The 23,910-nt window shown below is 60.7% G+C and carries 19 protein-coding genes and 1 tRNA gene; 10 read left to right on the forward strand and 10 right to left on the reverse strand.

The features are described from left to right. Position 1 precedes the first annotated feature (1 nt). The 6 genes from VE934_RS10430 to VE934_RS10450 all read right to left on the reverse strand — a co-directional run bounded on the left by VE934_RS10430 (position 2) and on the right by VE934_RS10450 (position 6,167). Complete coding sequence (locus VE934_RS10430) at positions 2-313, reverse strand: transglutaminase family protein (protein ID WP_324887136.1); 312 nt, start codon at positions 311-313, stop codon at positions 2-4. Between the two features lie 49 nt (positions 314-362). Continuing rightward, positions 363-809 (reverse strand): transglutaminase N-terminal domain-containing protein, encoded by a 447-nt coding sequence (locus VE934_RS10435; RefSeq protein ID WP_324887138.1) that lies wholly within the window; start codon positions 807-809, stop codon positions 363-365. 34 nt (positions 810-843) lie between these two features. Further along, complete coding sequence (locus VE934_RS10440) at positions 844-1,803, reverse strand: alpha-E domain-containing protein (RefSeq protein WP_324887140.1); 960 nt, start codon at positions 1,801-1,803, stop codon at positions 844-846. 3 nt (positions 1,804-1,806) lie between these two features. Next, complete coding sequence (locus tag VE934_RS18180) at positions 1,807-1,980, reverse strand: alpha-E domain-containing protein (protein WP_414693834.1); 174 nt, start codon at positions 1,978-1,980, stop codon at positions 1,807-1,809. Between the two features lie 2 nt (positions 1,981-1,982). Then, entirely contained in the window at positions 1,983-3,506 is a 1,524-nt protein-coding gene (locus VE934_RS10445) for a circularly permuted type 2 ATP-grasp protein (protein WP_324887141.1), read from the reverse strand. 108 nt (positions 3,507-3,614) lie between these two features. Then, entirely contained in the window at positions 3,615-6,167 is a 2,553-nt protein-coding gene (locus tag VE934_RS10450) for a DNA internalization-related competence protein ComEC/Rec2 (protein ID WP_324887143.1), read from the reverse strand. Here VE934_RS10450 and VE934_RS10455 point away from each other — a divergent pair. From VE934_RS10455 to VE934_RS10485, 7 genes are all read left to right on the forward strand, one after another. Next, the gene (locus VE934_RS10455) at positions 6,166-6,312 is read left to right on the forward strand and encodes a hypothetical protein (protein WP_324887145.1); all 147 of its coding nucleotides are present in this window, start codon (positions 6,166-6,168) and stop codon (positions 6,310-6,312) included. The two genes, VE934_RS10450 and VE934_RS10455, sit on opposite strands and share 2 nt — an antisense overlap. Positions 6,313-6,398: 86 nt before the next feature. Next, a complete protein-coding gene (locus VE934_RS10460) occupies positions 6,399-9,836 on the forward strand; it encodes a transglutaminase family protein (RefSeq protein WP_324887146.1) in 3,438 nt (1,145 codons plus the stop codon). Positions 9,837-9,904: 68 nt separating this feature from the next. Further along, positions 9,905-10,864 (forward strand): alpha/beta fold hydrolase, encoded by a 960-nt coding sequence (locus VE934_RS10465; protein ID WP_324887148.1) that lies wholly within the window; start codon positions 9,905-9,907, stop codon positions 10,862-10,864. Between the two features lie 106 nt (positions 10,865-10,970). After that, entirely contained in the window at positions 10,971-13,754 is a 2,784-nt protein-coding gene (locus VE934_RS10470; RefSeq protein WP_414693835.1) for a circularly permuted type 2 ATP-grasp protein, read from the forward strand. A 30-nt stretch (positions 13,755-13,784) separates the two neighbouring features. Beyond that, positions 13,785-14,720 carry a transglutaminase family protein gene (locus VE934_RS10475; RefSeq protein WP_324887150.1) on the forward strand — a complete coding sequence of 312 codons (936 nt, stop codon included), beginning with the start codon at positions 13,785-13,787 and terminating at the stop codon, positions 14,718-14,720. Between the two features lie 118 nt (positions 14,721-14,838). Further along, positions 14,839-15,294: a RidA family protein gene (locus VE934_RS10480; RefSeq protein ID WP_324887152.1), complete on the forward strand. Its 456-nt coding sequence runs from the start codon at positions 14,839-14,841 to the stop codon at positions 15,292-15,294. A gap of 614 nt (positions 15,295-15,908) precedes the next feature. Continuing rightward, complete coding sequence (locus tag VE934_RS10485; protein ID WP_324887154.1) at positions 15,909-16,412, forward strand: 6,7-dimethyl-8-ribityllumazine synthase; 504 nt, start codon at positions 15,909-15,911, stop codon at positions 16,410-16,412. 4 nt (positions 16,413-16,416) lie between these two features. On the opposite strand, the gene VE934_RS10490 is transcribed toward VE934_RS10485, so the two are convergent. Then, positions 16,417-17,274 (reverse strand): dienelactone hydrolase family protein, encoded by an 858-nt coding sequence (locus VE934_RS10490; protein ID WP_324887156.1) that lies wholly within the window; start codon positions 17,272-17,274, stop codon positions 16,417-16,419. Positions 17,275-17,321: 47 nt separating this feature from the next. Continuing rightward, positions 17,322-19,946: an alanine--tRNA ligase gene (gene alaS, locus VE934_RS10495; RefSeq protein WP_324887157.1), complete on the reverse strand. Its 2,625-nt coding sequence runs from the start codon at positions 19,944-19,946 to the stop codon at positions 17,322-17,324. 213 nt (positions 19,947-20,159) lie between these two features. Between alaS and VE934_RS10500 the strand changes: the two genes are divergently transcribed. Further along, a complete protein-coding gene (locus tag VE934_RS10500; protein WP_324887160.1) occupies positions 20,160-21,638 on the forward strand; it encodes an NAD-dependent succinate-semialdehyde dehydrogenase in 1,479 nt (492 codons plus the stop codon). 83 nt (positions 21,639-21,721) lie between these two features. Further along, positions 21,722-21,795, forward strand: a tRNA-Gly gene (locus VE934_RS10505). A 60-nt stretch (positions 21,796-21,855) separates the two neighbouring features. Here the strand turns inward: VE934_RS10505 and VE934_RS10510 are convergent. Together VE934_RS10510 and VE934_RS10515 are read right to left on the reverse strand one after the other, a co-directional pair. After that, entirely contained in the window at positions 21,856-22,494 is a 639-nt protein-coding gene (locus VE934_RS10510) for a CoA transferase subunit B (protein ID WP_324887162.1), read from the reverse strand. A gap of 1 nt (position 22,495) precedes the next feature. Further along, a complete protein-coding gene (locus VE934_RS10515; protein ID WP_324887164.1) occupies positions 22,496-23,203 on the reverse strand; it encodes a CoA transferase subunit A in 708 nt (235 codons plus the stop codon). 100 nt (positions 23,204-23,303) lie between these two features. Between VE934_RS10515 and VE934_RS10520 the strand changes: the two genes are divergently transcribed. Next, a complete protein-coding gene (locus VE934_RS10520; RefSeq protein ID WP_324887166.1) occupies positions 23,304-23,861 on the forward strand; it encodes a PAS and helix-turn-helix domain-containing protein in 558 nt (185 codons plus the stop codon). Positions 23,862-23,910 lie beyond the last annotated feature (49 nt).

Genomic DNA, 23,910 nt, shown 5'->3' on the forward strand with positions numbered 1-23,910 from the left:
GTTACACGGGCTCAATCGTGATCTCCACGGTCATTACCTCCTCCCCACCGCCGCGGCGAATACCCTTGATGGGTGGACACGCGTTGTAGTCGGTGCCCACGGCAAGGCGCACATGGCGCTGGTCGATCAGGCAGCTGTGGGTCACATCTATGCTGACCCAACGTCGGGTTTCCACATCCAGGCAAACATCGGCCCACGCGTGGCTTGCAAGATCTGGCTCATTTGCCGCGTAAAAGTAACCGCTGACATATCGCGCCGGAATCCCAAGGCTGCGGCAGATGGCGACCATCACATGGGCCTGGTCCTGGCACACGCCGGCGCCAGCCTCGAAGGCTTGTATCGCCGTGGTTTCAACATCGGTGCTATTTTTTTTTATAGCTAACGGCGCCCGCCACGCCTTGGCTAAGTGCCAAAAGTATGCTCAAGTCTGCAGCACCTGATACAAATCGCCTGCCAAAGTCCGTCAGCTGCGCGTGCGGCGCCGCAAGTGACGTGGGGCGCAAAAAAAATGCCGGGTGCGGCATGTTCGCGTCGTCGATAAATTCAGCCACACCACGCGTCTCGACCTGGCCCGCTGCGTTGACCAGGCTGCCCGTTACGTGCTCGGCCACCTCGCCCACGAAGGTGTAAGAGTGAATGGCATTGCCAAAGCCGTCGTGCTGTTCATGCAGGGCACGTGGCGCACCCAGGGTCCAGAAAAGAACGTCTTGTGCCGGGCCGGACTTCGGCGTCAGGCACAAGGTCTGCAGGGCATAACGCAGGGGCTCTGTATACCGGTACTTTGTCGTGTGCCTGATATGCAGTTTCATGGAGCGCCCACGTCCGCTCGGCGAGGTGTCATCTTCAACTCGTAGTCGGGACCAGAAACTCGCGGCTGATGCAGGCTCCAAGCTCGTTCACACGGTCGAGAAACTGCGTGAGGTAACCATGCAGGCCGGTGGCCAGAATTTCGTCAATGCGGGCGTACTGCAAATCGGCGTTGAGCTTGCCGGCGCGGCGCACGGTTTCGCACGATGTGTCATCAGTGACCTTCTCCAGGTTGGTCACCACGCCACACAGGCTGGCCGCCAGCGAACGCGGCATGTCGGTGCGCAGCATAAGAAGCTCTGCCACGCGCTCGGGTTTGATCACATTGCGGTAAACCTTGCGGTAGATTTCAAAAGCACTGACGCTGCGCAAAATCGCGCTCCAGTGGTAAAAATCGTACTCCTGATCTTTCTCGCTCGCCGCGCCATAAAAGTCGCTTTGCACCGCGTGAAACTTCACGTCCACCAGCCGCGCCGTGTTGTCGGCCCGTTCCAGAAAGGTACCGAGGCGCATGAAATACAGCGCTTCATCCTGCAGCATGGTGCCCACCGTGACGCCGCGTGACAGGTGTGAACGGAATTTCACCCACTCAAAAAACTGGCCGGGGTCGCGCTCAAAATCGCCATTGCGCAACATGCGGAAGATTTCAAGATAGGTCTGGTTTTGCGTCTCCCACACCTCAGTGGTCAGCGTGCCGCGCACGGCGCGTGCGTTTTCACGCGCGTTTTTCAGGCAGGAGATGATGCTGGACGAATTTTTTTCGTCGCGCACCATGAAGTCCATCACATCGCGGGCATTGATCGCGCCGTACTTGGCTTCATACGCGGGGGTCAGCTCGCTGATGCTCAGCAAGCCTTGCCAGCCTACTTCAGCTACACCCGTTGATTGCGGCAACAACGAGGTCTGGTAATTGACATCCAGCATGCGCGCGGTGTTTTCGGCGCGCTCTGTATAACGGGACATCCAGAACAAATGATCAGCAGTACGTGACAACATGGTTTAACTCCTTGCCTCAAACACCGAAAGCGCTAACGCGCTTGGCGTGTTTTGGTGACGACGTGACAAGCGCTGCGCGCAGTTGTCAGTCATCCCCGCGAATGCCTGCGGCATGTCGCCAGCCCGCTCTGTGTAGCGGGACATCCAGAACAAATGATCGGCGGTTCGTGACAGCATAGTTAAGCACCTCCGGACTGTGATTGCGACTGCGATTGGCCAGACTGCGACTGTGATTGGGCCTGCGAAGGCGCCTGTGCATCTTCCAAAACCCAGGTGTCTTTGGTGCCCCCACCTTGCGATGAATTGACAACCAGTGAGCCGTCTTTCAGGGCCACGCGCGTTAAACCACCGGGCACCATCTGCACGGTTTTTCCACTCAGCACAAACGGACGCAGATCGATGTGGCGCGGTGCAATGCCACTCTCCACATAGGTCGGACAGGTGGACAAACTCAGCGTCGGCTGCGCAATGTAGCCGGCGGGGTTGGCCTTCACGGCCTTGCTGAAGTCTTCAATCTCGGCCTTGGTAGAAGCCGGGCCCACCAGCATGCCGTAGCCGCCGGCGCCGTGCACTTCTTTCACCACAAGGTCTTTCATGTTGGCCAGCGTGTACTTCAGGTCATCTTCGTTGCGGCACATGTACGTGGGGACATTTTTCAAAATGGGTTTTTCACCGAGGTAAAACTCGATCATCTTGGGCACGTAGGGGTAAATGGACTTGTCGTCGGCCACGCCGGTACCGATGGCGTTGCACAGTGCCACGTTGCCGCTGCGATAAACATTGAGCAGGCCTGCACAACCGAGTGTGGATGTCGGCCGGAAGGCGAGCGGGTCCAGAAAGTCGTCGTCCACACGGCGGTAAATCACATCCACACGCTTGGGGCCGCGGGTGGTGCGCATGTAGACAAAGTTATCTTTGACAAACAGGTCTTGTCCTTCGACCAGCTCAACACCCATTTGCTGCGCGAGAAACGCGTGCTCAAAATACGCCGAGTTGTACATCCCCGGTGTCAGCACCACCACAGTCGGCTCCGCACGGTGCGCGGGCGAGTTATCGCGCAGCGTCTCCAGCAGCAAGTCGGGGTAGTGAGCGACGGGCGCGACACGGTTTTCGCTGAACAAGGCCGGGAAAAGCCGCATCATCATCTTACGGTCTTCCAGCATGTAGCTCACGCCGCTGGGCACGCGCAGGTTGTCCTCAAGCACGTAGTACTCGCCCTCGCCCTGCGCGTTGGGCGCCCGCACAATGTCAATGCCTGCGATGTGGGAGTAGATATTGCCGGGTACGTCCACACCCATCATCTCGGGCCGGAACTGCGCATTCTGAAAAATCTGCTCGGACGGCACTACGCCGGCCTTGATGATTTTCTGGTCGTGATACACGTCGTGGATGAAGCGGTTGAGCGCTGTCACGCGCTGCACCAGGCCGCGCTCCATGCTTGCCCATTCGTGGGCCGGGATGATGCGGGGAATCAGGTCAAAGGGGATCAGGCGCTCAGTGCCGCCGTTTTCTGCGTTGCCGTCGTCTTGGTCGCCGTACACGGCAAAGGTGATGCCTACCCGGCGAAAAATCATCTCGGCTTCAGCCCGCCTGGCCTGCATGACAGGGTCCGGTTGCCGGGCCAGCCAGCGCTGGTAGCTCTGGTAATGCGCACGCACACTCTGGTCGGTGGCGTTCATCTCGTCAAACTTCATAGAGCTCATCAACTTATCTCCGCGTGGTGTTTAGCGCATTCTTTTTGTACCACTAGCTTAGCAAGGAATGCGCCAGCGGCCTGTAGGGCGATGCATCTTTTTGCGCGTCGGCGCGCTTCAACGACTGAGCTCCGGGCTGTGATGCCAATAGCGCAGACCCGCCTGCCGCTGACAAACCGGCCCATCGGGCCGCTCGCTACTCCAGGTGGCAGCCCCGCACGTGGGGGACGCCAGCACAGTGATGCCGCGCTCGCGGTAGCGCTCAAGCACTGGCGGCGCGGGGTGCCCAAAGCGATTGCGGTAGCCCGCTTGAGCCAATGCCAACCGGGGGTGCACGGCATCCAGAAAACCCGCACTCGACGAAGTTTTGCTGCCGTGGTGCGGCACCAGCAGCACATCGGCCTTCAAATTGGCGTGTGCGGCGACCAGGCGTTGCTCCTGCGCCAGCTCAATATCGCCGGCCAGCAGCACCGTCTGCGCGCCATTGGAGATACGCAGCACGCAGCTCATGGCATTGGATTTTTGCGCGAATTCGTAGTCGGACGGCGCCGGGTGCAGCACCTCAAAAGTGACGCCATCCCACAACCAGCGCTGGCCAGCGACACACCGCGTTGAGGCACGCAGAGTCTGCAAAGGGTGGCCGTCTTCAATGGAGCTGAGTAGCGCCGCTTGCGGTTGCATGGCCAGCACAGCGCCGGCGCCACCCACATGGTCGCTGTCCCGGTGGCTGAGCATCACGGTATCCACCCGCTCGCCCAGAGCGCGCAGCAAGGGAACCAGCACCCGGTGCCCGGCATCACTCTCACGGGAAAAGCGTGGCCCTGTGTCGTATACCAAGGTGCGTGCCGCAGTCCGCACAATCAGCGCATTGCCCTGCCCTACATCAGCCGCGATCACTTCAAACTGCCCGGCGGGCGGACGAAGCGGCTGCCATAGCAGCACCGGCAGCAGCAGGGGTACACCCAAGACTCTCCAATGCCATGGCAGTCGCATAACCAGCAGCAGCCCGCCCGCAACGCCGGCCACGGCACACCACAGGGGCACCGCCGCCACGCTGACACTGGCCACCGGCCAGCGCGCCAGCCACTGCAAAAACGCCATCAGCACAGCCACCGATCCAGCGGCCAAATCCCAAATGGGCGCCCACACCACACCCAGCATGGTCAGCGGCGTCACCACCAGGGTCACCCAAGGGATCGCCAGCGCGTTGGCCAGCAAGCCGACCAGAGAGGCCTGGTTGAAAAGCAGCAGCGACAACGGCGTGAGGGCTAAGGTGACGATCCATTGCTCACGGGCGGTCCGAAACACAGATGCCGCCACGGGCGTCAGCCGGGCCAGAAAACCTCTTTTCGGTTGATGTTCAGAGTGAAATTGGCCATCCGCCCTTTCGTTTCGGGAATAGTTTGCTATTGCATTAGTAGCATCATCACTCAAACTCGTGGAATCCTCATCCCTTTGCAAGGGACCTCCAGCGGCGAACAGAACACTCACCGCCACAAACGACAACCAGAACCCCGGCTGCATCAAAGCCCAAGGGTCCAGCGCCACCACCGCGGCCATGGCCAGCAAACACACCTGCGGCCAGGGCCAGCGTTTGCCGCTCTGGCGCAGCAGCACCATGACAGCCAGCATCAAAATCGTGCGCTGCGCGGGCACGCCCCAGCCAGAGAACAGCGCATAAGCCGTGGCCAGCAGCAGCCCACCCCAAGCGCCCGCACTGCGCGCTGGCAGGGCCAGGCACAGCGTCGGACTCCAGCGCGCCGATCGCCGCCACAACCAGCCAATGCCCAGCGCGGCCAGCCATGCAAACATGGTGATGTGCAAGCCTGATATCGACATCAGGTGAGCCACACCCGTTGCCCTGAACACGTCCCAGTCCGCACGGTCAATGGCATTCTGGTCACCCACCAGCAAGGCCGCCACCACGCCGGCCAACTGACGGTCTTTCACGCGCGCATACACCGCATCGCGAGCCGCGTGGCGCGCCCGCTCGACTGGATGACGCCAGCTGTCAGCCAGCCGCTGGGGCGGCGGATCATTTGGCCCCGCACGCACATAGCCCGTCGCCTGCAGGCCCTGCTCCCAAAGCCAGAGCTCATAGTCAAAGCCATGCAGGTTGCTGTTGCCGTGCGGTGCTTTCAGGCGCACCGTCATGCGCCACTGCTCGCCGGCCCGCAAAGGCTGCGGCTGGCGCTGCAAAGCCAGCAGGACTGCGGGTGCGTCGGGGTTGTCAATATCCAGCAAAGCCGGCGCAGGCTCCCGATTGCCAAAACCCGCATACCAGCCAAGGTAAATCTGCGCCGGCAAAACCACGGGCTGGCCTTTCAGGCTCGCGGCATCAACCGCAAACCTAAAGCGCACGCCATCATCCCCGCGCTGCGGCATGGCCACCACGCGGCCAGTGATGTCGATGTCTTTGCCTTCAAGGGCTGGATTGAGCGCCGCGGACTGAAACACTGCGGCGCGAAGGCCACTCAGCGCAAAGCCGAGTGAGAATGCGATAGCCAATATCGCTACGGCCGGAGCCCAATCCAGGGGTCTCCTGCGTATCACCCCTCTCGCAGCCAGAATCGACAGCAAAATTGCGCCGGCCACCAAGACAACATGCATGCGCACTTCCCACAATTCGCGCTGCTGCAACTGAAGCGCAACCCCCGCGATGAAGCCCATGAAAATCAAGCTTGCATGGCTAGCAACGCCGGGTTTTGCTGATGACGATGAACGCACAAACCTCCCCCGAATCATTGTTGTAAAACCTGTGGCCGGACATGGAAGCGGACCCATGGCGCAGCTCTTGCTAGTATTGTCTGCATAAAACCGTGGATTGATTGGGAGGCATACCCTGTTTTCTACGGCATAGTGCCTGTTACGCCTCTGAAATATTTGAAAAGCGAGATTGCCTTGTCCATCCACGTTGCCCTGAGCCACATCACCCATTACAAGTACGACCGCCTGGTCAAGCTAGGTCCGCAGGTTGTTCGTCTGCGCCCGGCCCCGCACAGCCGCACTCGGGTGCTGTCGTATTCGCTGACCGTTGAGCCCAAAGACCATTTCATCAACTGGCAGCAGGACCCCTTTGCCAACTACCAGGCGCGGCTGGTCTTCCCCAAACCGACGCGCGAGTTCAAAGTCACCGTGGACCTTGTCGTCGAGATGGCGGTGTTTAATCCGTTTGACTTTTTTCTGGAGCCGGAGGCTGAAGAATTTCCCTTCAAGTACAGCAAAGCGCAGGAAGTCGAGCTCGCGCCCTACCTGGCCACTGAAGCCGCCACGCCCCTGCTGAAGGCTTACCTGGCGGAGATTGACCGCACACCCAAACGCACCATCGACTTTCTGGTCGGCCTGAACCAGAAGCTGCAGGGCGACATCAAATACGCCATCCGCATGGAGCCAGGCGTGCAGACGCCGGAAGACACGCTCAAGCTGGCCGTCGGCTCCTGCCGCGACACCGGCTGGCTCATGGTGCAGCTGTTCCGCCATCTGGGGCTTGCCGCGCGTTTTGTCTCGGGTTACCTCATTCAGCTCAAGGCGGACGTCAAGTCGCTGGACGGCCCGAGCGGTACAGAGACCGACTTTACCGACCTGCACGCGTGGTGCGAAGTCTTTTTGCCGGGCGCGGGCTGGGTTGGGCTGGACCCGACCTCTGGTCTGATGGCCGGTGAAGGCCATATTCCGCTGGCCTGCACGCCAGAGCCGTCAAGCGCAGCGCCGATTGAAGGCGGCGTGGACGAGAGCGAAGTTGAGTTCACCCACCACATGGGTGTGCAGCGCATTTTTGAATCGCCACGCGTGACACAGCCCTACACCGATGCGCTGTGGGCCGACGTGCTCAAGCTCGGCCACAAGGTGGATCAGGAGTTGCTGGCCGGCGATGTGCGCCTGACCATGGGCGGCGAACCGACCTTTGTTGCCACGCAAGACCGCGACGCGGCCGAATGGAACATCGACGCCCTGGGCCCCACCAAACGCGGCTATGCCACGGAGCTGGTGCAAAAACTCCGCGCTGAATACGGCAAAGGCGGTTTTCTGCATTTTGGCCAGGGCAAGTGGTACCCCGGCGAACAGTTGCCGCGCTGGGCACTAAGCATTTTCTGGCGCAAGGACGGCCAGCCGGTCTGGAAAAACCCTGCGCTGTTCACCGACGAGCGCAATGCCCAGGCTACCAAGGCCGGCTGCAACTACACAACTGCAGACGCTAAACGTTTTACCGACACGCTGGCCGGCAAGCTGGGCCTCAGCACCAAACACATCACCCCGGGTTATGAAGACACCTGGTACTACCTGTGGCGCGAGCGCCGCCTGCCCGTCAACGTAGACCCGTTTGACACCAAGCTGGACGACGCGATGGAACGCGAGCGCTTGCGTCGAGTCTTCTCACAAGGTCTGGATGCAGTGGTGGGGTATGTGCTGCCGCTCAAGGTTCGCGAAGAATCAACTGAACCGGCCACGGGACCGCTGTGGGCCACCGGTCCGTGGTACTTCCGCGATGGCCGCATGTACCTGGCGCCCGGTGACTCCCCCATGGGTTATCGGCTGCCGCTCGACGCCATGCCCTGGGTGTCCAAAACCGACAACCCTGGCGTCAACGAGGCCGACCCTTTTGCGCCGCGTGAGGAGTTGCCTTCTGCCGAGAGCATCAGCGAGCGGCATGCAGCGGCCCCGGACGCAGCTGCGCTGGTCAAGGCGCCAGCAGCCCCAATTGCCAAAGATGCTGACCGCATGCCAGCTCCCAAACAGTCGGCGCCCTGGCTACCCCGCATTGCACTGTGTGTGGAAGTGCGCGACCCTGCACGCGCCAACGGACCCAAAGACGAGCCCAAAACCAAACCCACCGAAAAGGACGTTGGCACCAAGCCGCCAACCGGCGCGCTCTACATCTTCATGCCGCCCGTGGAGCGGCTGGAGGAATACCTGGACTTGCTGGCCGCCATCGAAGCCAGCGCACAGGCGTTGAATCTGCAGATCGTGCTGGAGGGCTACCCACCACCGCGCGACCCGCGCCTGAAAATGCTGCAGGTCACGCCCGACCCCGGTGTGATTGAAGTCAACATCCACCCGGCCTACAACTGGAACGAACTGGTTGAGCACACCGAGTTTCTCTACAAGATCGCGCACGAAACACGGCTGTCTGCTGAAAAGTTCATGACCGATGGCCGCCACACCGGCACGGGCGGGGGAAACCACTTTGTGCTGGGCGGCGCAACGCCACCCGACAGCCCGTTTTTGCGCAAGCCGGAAATGCTGGGCAGCTTGATTGCCTACTGGCACAACCATCCGTCGCTGAGCTACCTTTTCTCGGGCATGTTTATCGGCCCCACCAGCCAGGCCCCGCGGATTGATGAAGCGCGTAACGACCAGCTGTACGAGCTGGAAATCGCGCTGCGCGAGATCACCACCAACCGCGAAAAATACGGCCAGGAAATGCCGCCATGGATCGTTGACCGCACGCTGCGCAACATCCTGGTGGACGTAACCGGCAACACCCACCGCAGCGAGTTTTGCATCGACAAGATGTATTCACCCGATTCGGCCACAGGCCGACTTGGACTATTGGAATTGCGCGCTTTTGAAATGCCGCCGCATGCCCGCATGAGCATCGTGCAACAGCTGTTGCTGCGTGCGTTGGTGGCGCGCTTTTGGAACAAGCCCTACCACGGCCGCATGACTCGCTGGGGCACCGAGCTGCACGACCGCTTCTTGCTGCCCGGCTTTGTACGCCAGGACTTTGCCGATGTGCTGACCGAGCTTAACGAGGCCGGTTACGGCTTTGACATGACTTGGTTTGACCCGCATTTTGAGTTCCGCTTCCCGATGATCGGCCAGGTCAAGGCCAACAACATCGAGCTGACCCTGCGCAGCGCGCTGGAGCCCTGGCATGTGATGGGCGAGGAAGGCTCCTCCGGCGGCACCGTGCGTTATGTTGACTCGTCCCTTGAACGTGTAGAAGTGCATGTCACTGGTCTTAACGACAACCGTTATGTCATCACAGTCAACGGCCGCGCGTTGCCACTGCAGAACACGGGCACCGTGGGCGAATACGTCGCTGGCGTCCGTTACAAGGCCTGGAATCCGCCATCGGCCCTGCACCCCTCGGTGGGCGTGCATGCGCCACTGACTTTTGACATTGTTGACACCTGGATGGAACGATCACTGGGCGGCTGCCAATACCATGTGGTGCACCCAGGCGGCCTCGCCTACGACACCCTGCCGGTGAACTCGTACGAGGCCGAGAGTCGGCGTCTGAACCGCTTTTTCCGCATGGGACACACACCCGGCAAGGTGCAAGTGCAAGCGGCGCAAGCAAGCCGCGAGTTTCCGTTCACGCTCGATTTGCGCTAGGGCCAGTGGCCCAGCGCAGGCCCGCCGTTTCGGCAAGGCTAGCAACATTTACGAATGGAATTATTGGCATGCGTATTTTCGGAAAAATTGTCGGCCTGATTGCGGCCCTTGTCGCCCTGCTGGTGGTGAGCATGGCGGTGCTGGACCGCGTCATCCCCGAACCAATGGCCCGGACACTGATCGACCTGCAGCGCAGCGTTTCTGGCCTGCAACTAAAACAGGCGCAGATTCCCGGCTTCGACATTCCCTACCTTGAGGGCGGTCCGGCCGGCGGGGAGGCTTTGGTACTGGTGCACGGCATTGGCGCCGACAAGGACAACTTCGACCGCGTGGCCATGCACTTGACGCCCCAGATGCGCGTGATCTCCATCGATTTGCCAGGCTTTGGCGACGCCAGCAAGCCTGCCGATGCCGACTACAGCATTGACAAGCAGGTCGAGCGGCTGGATCAGTTCCTGGCTACGCTCAAGATTGACCGCGTGCATCTTGGGGGTAGCTCCATGGGCGGCTGGATCATGGCGAGTTATGCCGCGGCGCATCCCAAGAAAGTAAGCAGCCTGTGGCTGCTCGACGCTGCAGGGGTCGCCACTGCCAAGCCTTCAGGCGTGTTGACGGCCTATACCGAGCGCGGTGAGTATTTGCTGTTTGCCAAAACACCGCAGGACTTTGACCGCATTTTGCTCACCGTGATGTCCAAACCGCCTTACCTGCCCGGGAGTGTTAAACAGGTGGTGACCGAGCGCGCAATAACAAACTACGACCTGCACACGCGCATATTTCGTGACATGGTCGCCAGTCAGAAGCCGGTTTTCCTGGAGTCACGCGTGGCCGGGTTGTTGACGCCAACCCTGATCACCTGGGGTGAGGAAGATCGTGCCACTGACGTTTCCGGTGCCAAAATCCTGCACCAGCTGATACCCAGGTCGCAACTGCAAATCCTGCCCGGTATTGGCCATCTCCCGCACCTGGAGGCGAGCTCAGAAACAGCTCAAGCCTATCTGGATTTCCGCAAAAATCTCGCACGTTGAGTACACCTGAGCGTCTACTTCGCCACATCCCCGGGTCAATTCTGGTTTGACGCGGGTCCACGCAGACCGGCCATGAAGGATACTTGGGGCCTGTTCAAGGGTAACGGTGGAAAACAACAACTCACTTTTTGCGGCCGCAGCGCTGGAGACGCCTGTTGATCTTGCGCGTGCCCTCGCGTTGCCTGCTGCCGCCGGTCATTTTGACGAGCTGCATGGCGTCACCACGGCCAGGGCAGCTGTAGAGCCACGGATTACGCCGCCGGCCAGTCAAAGCCAAGCCCAGCGCCTCCCCCTGCAAATGGCTGGAGCTGAACCCGCTCCTGTGCAAACTGCCCAGTCGGCTACAGCTGAAAAACCGGTGCCGCAAGCAGCACTGTCGCCCAGCTGGAACCGCTTCTTCAACTTTCTGGGCGGCAAGGGTTTTGACGACCTGAACCACCGCAGCACCAACCTGCAACGCCAGATCCGCGACAACGGCGTGACCTACAACGTCTACGCTGACGCAGACGGTCCGCAGCGGCCATGGTCGCTGGACCTTTTTCCGGTGATTCTGTCAGCCCAGGAGTGGGCGGGCATCGAAACCGGTGTTCGCCAGCGCGCCCGCTTGCTGGACCAGATCATGGCGGACGTGTACGGTCCCCAGCAGCTTCTAACGCTGGGCCTGCTGCCCGCAGCGTTGGTGCAGGGCCACCCCGGCTACCTGCGTGCCATGCACGGCGTGCAGCCGGCCAGCGGGCATTTTTTGAACATTGCGGCGTTTGACCTGGCGCGCGGCCCTGATGGACGCTGGTGGGTCGTTTCGCAAAGCACTCAGGCGCCCTCTGGCCTGGGTTACCTGCTTGAGAATCGTCTGGCCATTTCACGGCTTTTCCCGCAGGCCTTCCGTGAGATGAAAGTGCAGCGGCTGGCTGCCTCTTACAAAGCGCTGATTGACGGTATGAAAGCGCGCAGCCCGGCAGGCGCAGATGGCCAGGACAGCCGCATCGTTCTGCTGACGCCTGGGCCGTACAACGAAACCTATTTCGAACACGCCTACCTGGCGCGTTATCTGGGCCTGACCCTGGTGGAAGGCAGTGACCTGCTGGTGCGTGGCGACCGGCTGTACCTCAAAACCCTGCAGGGACTGGAGCCCGTACACGGATTGCTCAAGCGCCTGGACGATGAGTTTCTGGACCCTCTTGAACTGCGCTCCGATTCCACGCTGGGCGTGCCGGGATTGCTGCAGGTTATACGGGCGGGCAATGTGCTGGTGGCCAATGCGCCGGGCTCGGCCTTTCTGGAGTCCAGTGCCCTGCTTGGATTTTTGCCCGCGCTTTCGCGCCACCTCCTCAACGAGCCGCTCGCCCTGCCTTCACTGGCCACCTGGTGGTGCGGCGAGCAGGCCGCGCTGCATGAGGTTTTGCCCCGCCTGAAGGACTGCGTCATCAAGGGCACCTACCCCGGCTCCGGCATTGACGCGGTGATTGCACAAATGTTGTCCCGCCGCGAGCTGGACGAGTGGGCTGGCCGCATCATGCGGCATAGCGAGGAGTACACCGTTCAGGCGTACCTGCCGCTGTCGCAAACACCGACCTGGCAAGGCGAGCGGCTTGCGCCCAAGTCCACCATGCTCCGTGTTTTTGCGGTAGCTGATGGCGCGGGCGAATGGCAGGTCCTGCCGGGCGGGCTGGCGCGTCTGGCCGGCCTCAACAACAAGATCGCGTCCATGCAGCAAGGTGGCAGCAGTGCCGACGTGTGGGCGCTGGCGGAAGACGCAGAGCCTGCCACCACCACAGGCAATCGCGGAACAAAAGTTTTTTCCGAGCCCGCCACCCGTCCCGGCGTTTTGAATCCAGCCACCCCCATTGCGCGCCACAAACCACCGGTGACCAGCCGCGCGGCAGAAAACCTCTTCTGGCTGGGACGTTACACCGAGCGCACTGAAAACTCGATCCGGCTGGCCCAGCTGACACTGCAGTCACTCAACGGCGAAGAGCAGTCTTCACAACCCCTGCTTGCATGGCTGTCGGAGATGGCCGTGCGCAACGGGCTGGTGCTGGAGTCCGTGCCGCCAGCCACGCAGGCGCGCCGCGTGTTTGAGCGTTCGCTGATCTCTGCGTTGGCCGACACCGAGCAAACGGCCAGCGTCGGCTACAACCTGCGCTCGCTCAAAAGCGCAGCATCGGCCGTGCGCGAGCGCCTGTCGCAGGAGCAGTGGCATGTGATCGTGCGGGCCGAAGAAGATTTTTTCCGGCATTGCGCGTCTTTCAGCGGCCCGGAGCATCCGGCCACGCAGGCACTTGAATATTCGTCCGTGGAGGCGCTGCGTGCGCTGGAGTCTGCCAGCAGTTTCCTGGCCGCCATGACCGGTGCGCAAACCGACCGCATGACACGCGACGACGGCTGGCGCCTGCTCAGCACAGGCCGCCACATTGAACGCCTGAACACGCTGGCTGCCGCGCTGATCCTCGGCTTTGAAAGCGGCGCCGTGCACGACGCAGGCGGATTCGACGCCATCATTGCGCTGTTCGACAGCACCATCACTTTCCACGCGCAGTATCAGCAACAACGCGAAGTCCCGGCCCTGCTGGATTTGCTGGTGCTGGACCGGGACAACCCGCGCTCCCTGGGCTGGGTCACGCAGACGCTGCGCGAGCGGCTCAGCAAGCTGGCGCGCAACACGGCGGGCGCAGCGCAGGACGCGCCCGACATGACAGCGGCCCTGCCCAATCCCGCTAGCTGGCAGTTGGCTGACCTCAGCGTCATCATCCCCGGTATGGGGAGCGAGCGTTACGCCGGGCTGCTGGCGCAGCTGGAGCAGTGCTGCAGCGCCGCCTTTGAGCTGTCCGATGCGATCAGCAGGCGCTATTTCAGCCATTCTTCGTCCAGCGACCACAGCCTGGGCGCCTGAGCTCCCCCCTGGCCCCACCTCTATCTCTTCATGCTGCTTCACCTCGTCCACGAAACGCGCTACCGGTACAAACCTCAGGTTGAAAACGCGCACCACGTGTTGCACCTCAAGCCAGCCAGCCACGCAGGCCAGCAGTTACTGCAACACAGCCTGACCATCAGCCCGGAACCAACGCAGGTGCAGGAGCTACCGGATGTGTACGGCAATGCCCGCACGTTTTTTTCGTTGCGGGTGCCGCATGAAAAACTCACCGTCACGGCCGACAGCGTTGTCTCCACCCTTGCTGTCAACACCACATCCAAGGACTTGTCATGGGGCCTGCCCTGGGAACAGGTGCGCGAGCAGTTTCGTTATCAGGCCGGCGGCGCCTACGACAGCGCCTGCGAGTTTGTGTTTGCCTCGCCCTATGTGCCGCGCGACGACGCCTTTGCAGAATTTGCCCGGCCCAGCTTTACCCCGGGCCGCCCTTTGCCCGAAGTTGCCCAAGACTTGATGGAGCGGATTCATGCCCGCATGACTTACGAGAGCGACAGCACCGATGTCGGCACCCTGGCGCTAGAGGCGCTGCAGGCGGGCAAAGGCGTGTGCCAGGACTTTGCCCACATCATGGTGGCCTGCTGCCGCGCCATGGGTGTGCCGGCGCGTTATGTCAGCGGCTACATGCTGACCAACCCGCCGCCCGGCAAGCCGCGCCTGATTGGCAGCGACGCCTCGCACGCTTGGGCATCGGTTTATTGCCCCGCCGTCAGCGCAGGCAGCGGCATGACGCTTGCCGCCGGACAAACCTCGGGCGTCTGGCTGGACTTTGACCCGACCAACAACCGCGCCCCGGGGGAGGACTACATCACCCTGGCGACTGGCCGCGACTTCCTCGATGTGTCACCCATGCGCGGGGTGATTCGTGGGGGTGCACGGCATGTGCTGGATGTGGCCGTGACGGTGACGCCGCTGCCACAGCCGGACTAGAATTCTCAAGTGCCGCACGACGGTTGCTCCTGTTTGTATAGCAAACTATTGCCGTACTTTAAGGGCGGAGGCCGATTTTGATCATCAACCAACGTTAGAACCCCTTCAGGAGACCCCCATGAACGTTTACGACAAACTCACCGCCCTGGGCATCACCTTGCCTCCCGTCGCCATTCCCGCAGCAGCCTACCTGCCCTTTGTGCAAACCGGCAAGCTGGTGTTTCTCAGTGGCCACATCGCCAAGCAGGACGGCAAGCCGTGGGTGGGCCAACTTGGTAAAACCATGGGTACGGAAGAAGGCAAAGCGGCCGCGCGCGCCATCGCCATTGACCTGATGGGCACGCTGCACGCGGCCGTGGGCGACCTGAACAAGGTCACGCGCATCGTCAAGCTGATGAGCCTGGTCAACTCCACCGGCGAGTTCACTGAGCAGCATCTGGTGACCAACGGCGCCAGCGAGTTGCTGGCTGAAGTCTTTGGAGCGAAAGGCGCGCATGCACGCAGCGCGTTTGGCGTGGCACAAGTTCCCATGGGTGCCTGCGTTGAAATCGAGATGATTGCCGAAATAACATAAGCACACCCCGTGGAGGCTTTGCCTCCTCCCCCTTGCAGGGGCGGCGCCTTACGCCCGGCGGAGCCGGATCGCGGCCCCGCTGGTAATGCGGTGGAATGCCTCGCGATCGGCCAGCGGTGCCCAATAGCCCGGCCACAGCTCCGGCTTTGGGACAGCGCTTAAACTCGATGTGTGCCGGCCATTACGCCGGCACAGCGTTCTCAGGGCGGGGCGAAATTCCCCACCGGCGGTGTTTGCATTTAAAAACGCATCAGCCCGCGAGCGCCTGGCTTGCTCTTGCATGTCAGGGTCAGCAGATTCGGAAGCGCTGGATAAGTCGCTGCGGAGGCGCGGCAGCCGGATCGGGATGGGATGCAAGGCGGATTTCGCAGTCAATAGCTGGCTATTGGCAAGAAATTCAACGCGGCAGACCGCCCGAGTCCGGCTGATCGCACGCCGCAGGGGCTTGTCCAGCGCTTCCCTCGGTTCAACTCCGAAGCCGACGGTCATAGTCCGGATGAAAGAGAGCGCGACGTTTTCGGCCCCTGCCGTGGGCTGGCGCTTGCGCGCCGGCTTGTGGCGGGCTGCAAACTCGTGCGCCCTGAATTCTGTTCAACCGTTTTCAGGAGAAGCCCATGAGTCACCGACACCCCTCAACCCTGCTGCCGCAGCAACCCGCCAGATTTTGCTTTGTTCAGGCCAGCTGGCATGCAGACATTGTCAACAAGGGGCGCGACGCCTTTGTGGCGGAGATGGGTATGCAAGGTATAGCGCCTGACAACATCGACATCTTTGAAGTGCCAGGCGCTTTTGAAATTCCACTGCATGCGCAGCAGCTTGCACGCTCTGGCCGCTATGCAGCCATCGTTGCGTGTGGCCTGGTGGTGGACGGCGGCATCTACCGCCACGAGTTTGTGGCCGATGCGGTCATCAGCGGCCTGATGCGGGTGCAGCTGGACACCGGGGTCCCCGTGTTTTCAGCGGTGCTGACACCCCAGCATTTTCACGAACATGAAGAGCATCGCCGGTTCTTCACCGAGCACTTTCTGGTCAAGGGAAAGGAAGTGGCACAAGCCTGCGTGCGGACCCTTGCCAGCTTGCAGCAACTGCATGAGTTGCAGGAGCAGGCAGTAGCTTGACCTGTTACGGCAGGGCTTTGCGCAGAATCTCGCGCAGGCGTGCATACGCCGCCTCCCGCGCTGCCGGGTTCGGGCCGACGTGGACGCCCTGGCCCGGATTAACGCCATTCGGCACGTCCTTGCGCAATTGGACGCGGCCTGTGGGCGAATCAAAGTCATGATAACTGTCGGGGTAGATGTTGACTTCAGCGCCAACCGCCTTGCCCAGCTCAATGCAGGGCGCAGGAGGCGTCCAGTCGTCTTTTTCGGCCAGCATCATCACCAGCGGCGCGCCCATGCGGTAGCCTGATTTCAATGCCGCGCTGCAGCCGGGGTAAAAGGCGATGCCCACCGCAGGCTGTACGGGCCGGCGCCGCACCTCGGCGCGCGCCACGTCGGTGGCGCCAAGCACGGCGCTGCCGCCATGAGACCAACCCAACAAGGCTGTGCGTGTGGCCTGCCCCCACGGCTGGGCGGCAACCCAATCAAGCGTGGCCAGGGTGTCGGCGCGGCGCTCACTCTGGTCAATCTTGCGCATGCCGATTTTCTGCACGCAGATCGATGATTCGCCGCGCGGCGTGAAGCTGTCAGGAAACACGGCGGCGTAACCCTCAGCCACCAGCAGATCGGCCATGGCCTGATGCCGCGCATTGAACAGGCCCTTGTTGCGGCCGCCGCTGGCGTATAGACCGCCGCATCCGTGCAGCGCAATCACCGTGCCTTTGACGGTGCCTTTCGCAAGTTTCTCGGTGGGCGGAAACACCCAGGCCTTGATCACGGTTCCGTCAAGGCTGTTAAAGAACACCTCGCGCGGTGCAGCGATGCCCGGCAGTGCCGCCAACAGCATGTTGGCAACAAAAATGGCCTTTATCCCAGTATTCACGGGCGCCGACAGCTACTGTTTCGATAGCAGACAGGCCCGGCCAACTGTCATGCCCGCTCGGCAACCCAGGCCTGCACCGACTGCAGCGCAGCTGGCAACCGGGAAGCGTCTGTGCCACCTGCCATGGCCATGTCGGCTTTGCCGCCGCCCTTGCCGCCAACTTGTTGCGCGACAAAGTTGACCAGCTCACCGGCCTTGACCTTGCCCACGCTATCAGCTGTCACACCGGCTGCGATCTGCACCTTGTCACCATCGACAGCGGCCAACACGATGACGGCAGTTTTGAGCTTGTCCTTGAGTTTGTCCATGGTGTCGCGCAGGGTCTTGGCGTCAGCGCCTTCCAGCTTTGCTGCCAGAACTTTCAGACCCTTGATGTCGACTGCTTGCGACATCAACTCATCACCCTGCGACGAAGCCAGCTTGCCTTTCAGCGCCGCAACTTCTTTCTCAAGCGCGCGCACCTGATCCAGGACCTGTCCAATGCGGTTCTGCAATTCCGAAGGGCTGGCCTTGAGCGAGCCTGCCGCAGTCTGCACGGTGGATTCCAGCGACTGCAAGTAAGCCAGCGCGTTGTCGCCGGTAACGGCTTCAACCCGGCGCACACCCGCAGCCACACCGCTTTCGGCAACGATCTTGAAAAGGCCAATGTCACCCGTGCGGCCCACGTGAGTGCCGCCGCACAGCTCTTTGCTTGAGCCTATGCTGAGCACGCGCACCTTGTCGCCGTACTTCTCACCAAACAGCATCATGGCGCCGCTCTTTTGCGCAGACTCCATGTCCATCTCGCTGGCATCGGTGGCCACGTTGGACAAAATTTCTGCATTAACGCGCGCTTCGATCTCGCGGATCTGCGCGTCGGTAACCGGCGCGTTGTGTGCAAAGTCGAAGCGGGTGCGCTCGGCGTTGACCAGGCTGCCCTTTTGCTGCACGTGCTCACCCAGCACTTCGCGCAAAGCCTTGTGCATCAAATGCGTGGCACTGTGATTGCGCACGGTAGCGGCACGTACAGCGGTGTTGACCTGTGCGGTGATGGCATCGCCGACCTTGAGCGTGCCTTCTTCCTGCGTGCCGTGATGTCCAAACACGTCGGCCTTGATTTTTAGCGTGTCATCCACTGCAAAACTTGCACCGGATGCCGTCAATCGTCCCTGGTCACCGATCTGGCCGCCGCTTTCTGCGTAAAACGGCGTCGTGTTCAAAACAACCACGCCGCTCTGCCCTGCACTCAGGCTCTGAACCGCCACGCCGTCTGCATACAGCGCGACAACCTTGGCCGGCTCTTCCAGCAATTCATAACCAGTGAAGAGGTGTCCGTCCCCGGAATACTCCAGCGCACGATCCATCTTGAATTTGCCCGCCGCACGCGCCTGGTTTTTTTGTTTGTCCATGGCAGCACGAAAACCGGCCTCGTCAACTTCAAGCCCACGCTCACGGCAGACATCGGCCGACAGATCGAGCGGAAAGCCGTAGGTGTCGTGCAGCTTGAAGGCCACATCGCCAGGCAGCACTTTGGCATCGCCGGCAAGGGCTGCGTCCAGAATCGTCATGCCGATTTCCAGCGTCTCGAAGAAACGCTCTTCCTCAACACGCAAAACCTCAGTGATGCGTTTTTCATCGGACTTAAGCCGCGGGTACGCATCGCCCATGAGCTTGACCAGATCGGCCACCAGCTTGTGAAAGAACGGCGTCTTTTTGCCCAGCTTGTAGCCATGGCGAATCGCGCGGCGGATGATGCGGCGCTGCACGTAGCCGCGGCCTTCGTTGGACGGGTTGACGCCGTCGCTAACCAAAAATGCTGTGGCGCGGATGTGGTCGGCAATAACGAACAGGCTCTTGTTGCCCAAGTCTTTCTCGCCAGTCTCGCGTGATGCGGCCTTGATCAGCTCTGCAAAGATGTCGATTTCGTAGTTGCTGTGCACGTGTTGCAAGATGGCAGCCAGACGCTCCAGGCCCATGCCGGTATCCACGCAAGGCGCAGGCAGCTTGGTGACGCTGCCGTCGGCCGCCATGTCGAATTGCATGAACACGTTGTTCCAGATTTCAATGAAGCGGTCGCCGTCTTCATCCGGACTGCCGGGCGGGCCCCCGGGAATGTGGTCGCCGTGATCGTAAAAGATTTCGCTGCACGGGCCGCAGGGGCCTGTGTCCGCCATCATCCAGAAGTTGTCGGACTTGTAGCGGCCGCCCTTGTTGTCACCGATGCGGATCACACGCTCGGGCGGCAGGCCGATTTCTTTGGTCCAGATGTCGTAAGCCTCGTCGTCCTCTTCATACACCGTGGCCAGCAGGCGCTCGGGCGGCAGCTTGTAAACCTCGGTCAGCAGCTCCCAGGCCCATTTCAGCGATTCACGCTTGAAATAGTCGCCAAAACTCCAGTTGCCGAGCATCTCGAAAAAAGTGTGATGACGCGCGGTGTAGCCCACGTTTTCCAGATCGTTGTGCTTGCCGCCGGCACGCAGGCAAGCCTGCACCGATGCAGCGCGAACGTAAGGGCGCTTGTCATTGCCAAGAAACACGTCCTTGAACTGCACCATGCCCGAGTTGGTGAACATCAGCGTCGGGTCATTACCGGGCACCAGCGAGCTGGAGGCCACCACGGTGTGACCCTTGGATGCAAAAAAGTCGAGAAAACTTTTGCGGATATCGGCGACGGTGAAAGTGGGAGTGCTCATGTAACTTTTGTGGTGCTGTTGGCGTCAACGGGGGCAGGCATGCGGCTCGAGGTGCGCATCGCGCGTAAATGCTTGATTTGCCTGAACATTTGATTATAAGTTTGGCAAGGGGTGTCCCGTCTCAAGCAGCACAAAGCCGCACGACGCGCTATGCTTGTGAGTTGCCCCCCTGCCCTGCCGCCCACGGGGCCAGCTTTTTGAAAGAGACCGCTCATGGACATGAAGACCTCCCCCATCTCCCTACTCAAAGACCCTAGCCTCCTCAAAACCGACGCCCTGATCAACGGCGAGTGGGTCAAGGGTGCTGCCCGTTTTGACGTCAACGACCCTTCCAATGGCCGCAAACTGGCCGATGTGGCCAACCTGGGCGCTAAAGACGCCGAAGCCGCCATTGCCGCGGCCAACGCCGCCTGGCCCGCCTGGCGCAACAAAACCGGCAAAGAGCGCCACGCGATCTTGATGAAGTGGTTTCAGTTGCTAATGGCCAACCAGGAAGATCTGGCGCGCATCATGACCGCCGAGCAGGGCAAGCCGTTTGCCGAGGCCAAGGGCGAAATCGCTTATGGCGCGAGCTTTGTCGAGTGGTTTGCCGAAGAAGCCAAGCGCGTCAACGGCGAAACTCTTCCCCCCTTCGACAACAGCCGACGCCTGATAGTGATCAAGCAGCCAATCGGTGTGTGCGCCGCCATCACACCCTGGAACTTTCCGCTGGCCATGATCACCCGCAAGGTGGCGCCCGCGCTCGCAGCCGGCTGCCCTGTCGTCATCAAGCCCGCTGAATTGACTCCCCTCACCGCACTGGCCGCAGCCGAACTGGCCGTGCGCGCCGGCATTCCTGCAGGGGTGCTGAACCTGTTGACCGCCGACGGCGACAACTCGATCGCCATCGGCAAGGTCTTCTGCTCCAGCGACATCGTCCGCCACATCAGCTTCACAGGCTCTACCGAAGTCGGCCGCATCCTGATGGCGCAAAGCGCGCCCACCATCAAGAAGCTGGCACTTGAACTGGGGGGCAACGCACCCTTCATCGTGTTTGACGATGCCGATGTGGACTCTGCGGTTGACGGCGCGATGGCCAGCAAATACCGCAACGCCGGCCAAACCTGCGTATGTGCCAACCGCATCTATGTGCAAGACGGCGTGTACGACCAGTTTGTTGAAAAATTTGCCGCTAAGGTCAAGCTGCTCAAAGTAGGCAACGGCTTTGAAGACGGCGTGGCACAAGGGCCGCTGATTGAGGACTCTGCTGTTGAAAAGGTAGCACGCCACGTGGCGGACGCCCTGGCCAAAGGCGGCAAGCTGCAGGCCGGTGGTAACAAGCTGGAGGGCCAATTTTTTGAGCCCACCGTGATTTCTGAAGCGACTGCCGACATGCTCTGCGCCAAAGAGGAAACATTTGGCCCGTTTGCGCCGGTGTTCCGCTTCAAGCACGAGCAAGAGGCCATCGATGCCGCCAACAACACCGAGTTTGGCCTGGCCAGCTATTTCTACAGCCGCGACGTGGGCCGCATTTTCCGCGTCGGCGAGGCGCTGGAGTACGGCATGGTCGGCATCAACGTCGGCGTGATCGCCACTGAGCACGTGCCTTTTGGCGGCGTCAAACAATCAGGCCTGGGCCGCGAGGGGTCGCGCCATGGCATGGAGGAGTACCTGGAGATGAAATACCTGTGCCTAGGAGACATGAACAAATGATGAGCCGCAGAGACTAGCCCTAGTCGCGGCCCTGAACTCTTTTCTTTTCTCCTACTCTTCAGGTGGTTTTACAATCGGCCAACGCGGGTGTAGTTCAATGGTAGAACTTTTGCTTCCCAAGCAAATAGCGTGGGTTCGATTCCCATCACCCGCTCCAAACAAAAAAAGGCTCTCTCGGGCCTTTTTTCATGGCAGCTGCGTTTTGCAGCACTCGCTTTCAATGGAGTTTGCAGCCCGTTTTCGCCTGAAGGGCTTCCATCGTGACGCCGGGCGCCAGTTCAACCACCTTCAGGCCTTCGGGCGTCACGTCCATCACAGCCAGATCGGTGATGATGCGGTCCACCACACCAACGCCCGTCAGAGGCAACGTGCATTTCGGCAGAATTTTCAGGTCTTCGGTGCCGTCTTTTTTCTTCGCGACGTGTTCCATCAGGATGATCACGCGTTTGACACCGGCGACCAAGTCCATCGCGCCGCCCATGCCTTTGACCATCTTGCCCGGGATCATCCAGTTGGCCAGGTCGCCTTTTTCGCTGACCTGCATGGCGCCCAGAATGCTGAGGTTGATCTTGCCGCCGCGGATCATGGCAAAGCTGTCGTGGCTGCCGAAGATGGACGAGCCCTTGATGGTGGTGACGGTTTGTTTGCCGGCATTGATCAGGTCGGCGTCCACTTCCTCTTCAATCGGAAAAGGACCAATGCCGAGCATGCCGTTTTCGGATTGCAGCCACACCTCTTTGTCGGCGGGCACAAAGTTGGCTACCAGCGTCGGGATGCCGATGCCGAGGTTGACGTAAAACCCGTCTTCCAGTTCTTGCGCAGCGCGGGCTGCCATTTGGTCTTGATTCCAGGGCATATCAGACTCCAGCTTTCTCGGTGATGGTGCGCTTTTCGATGCGCTTTTCAGGCTTGGCGTTGAGCACGATGCGGTGCACGTAAATGCCGGGCAAATGAATCTGGTCTGGGGCCAGTTCGCCAGTCTCTACAATTTTTTCAACTTCAACAATGCAGACCTTGCCGGCCATGGCCACGGCCGGGTTGAAGTTACGTGCGGTCAGGCGAAACTGCAGGTTGCCTGATTTGTCAGCCACGTGGGCTTTGACCAGGGACACGTCTGGCACCAGCGAACGCTCCATGACGTAGGTCTCGCCGTCAAAGTCGCGCAGCTCTTTGCCGTCGGCCACTTGTGTGCCCACACCGGTCTTGGTAAAGAAGGCCGGGATGCCAGCGCCGCCGGCGCGCAGCTTTTCTGCCAGCGTGCCTTGCGGTGTGAACTCCAGCTCCAGCTCACCCGCCAGGTACTGGCGCTCAAATTCCTTGTTCTCGCCGACATAGCTGGAGATCATTTTTTTGATCTGCCGGGTCTCCAGCAACTTGCCCAGGCCAAAACCATCAACACCCGCGTTGTTGGAGATGACGCTGAGATTTTTGACGGCACTGTCACGCAGCGCGTCAATTAATGCTTCAGGAATGCCGCACAGGCCGAAGCCTCCGACGGCCATCAACTGGCCGTCTTTGACGACGCCTTTGAGCGCCTCGGAGGCGGAGGGAAAAATTTTATTCACACAAATCTCCTGGAACGCGTCTACACAATTCGGAAAGCATTACGATACTACTTATATACATACGTAGTTATCCCTAAAGCCTAACCCTCGCCTCACTTGCATGGACATCGATTACCGCCTGGCATTCAACATGGCCCCCGTTGGCATGGTGCTTTCGCGCAACCGGTCCATTGTCGATTGCAACCAGCATGTGTGTGACATGTTTGGCGCCTCGCGTGAGCAACTGATAGGGCAATCCTTCCTGATCCTCTACCCCAGCGCTGACGAGTACGAGCGCATCGGCGCGCGCATGCTGCCGATTCTCAATGCCAAGGGTCATTACGCCGACGATCGCATCATGAAGCGGCTGGATGGTCGCCTGAAGGGCGAGACCTTCTGGTGCCATGTCGTAGGCCGTGCACTTAACCGCGCCAAGCCGCACGAGTCAGGCATCTGGGCGTTTGAGGATTTGAGTTCGCGCCGGCCGGTCAAAGCCGAGCTCACCGCGCGCGAGCGGGAGGTTGCCGCGCATCTGCTGGACGGCCTCACGTCGAAAGAGATCGGTCGTGCCTTGATCATCAGTCACCGCACGGTGGAGATTTACCGGGCGAGACTGATGCGAAAGTACAAAGCGTCTACCACTGCGGACCTGGTGCACAAGCTGATGGATGGCAGCTAAGCGCCATCTATGCTATTGAATCAATAGCAGCTCTCGCCCGCGGATAAAG

Source organism: Polaromonas sp. (assembly GCF_035638815.1).
Taxonomy (GTDB): Bacteria; Pseudomonadota; Gammaproteobacteria; order Burkholderiales; family Burkholderiaceae_C; genus Polaromonas.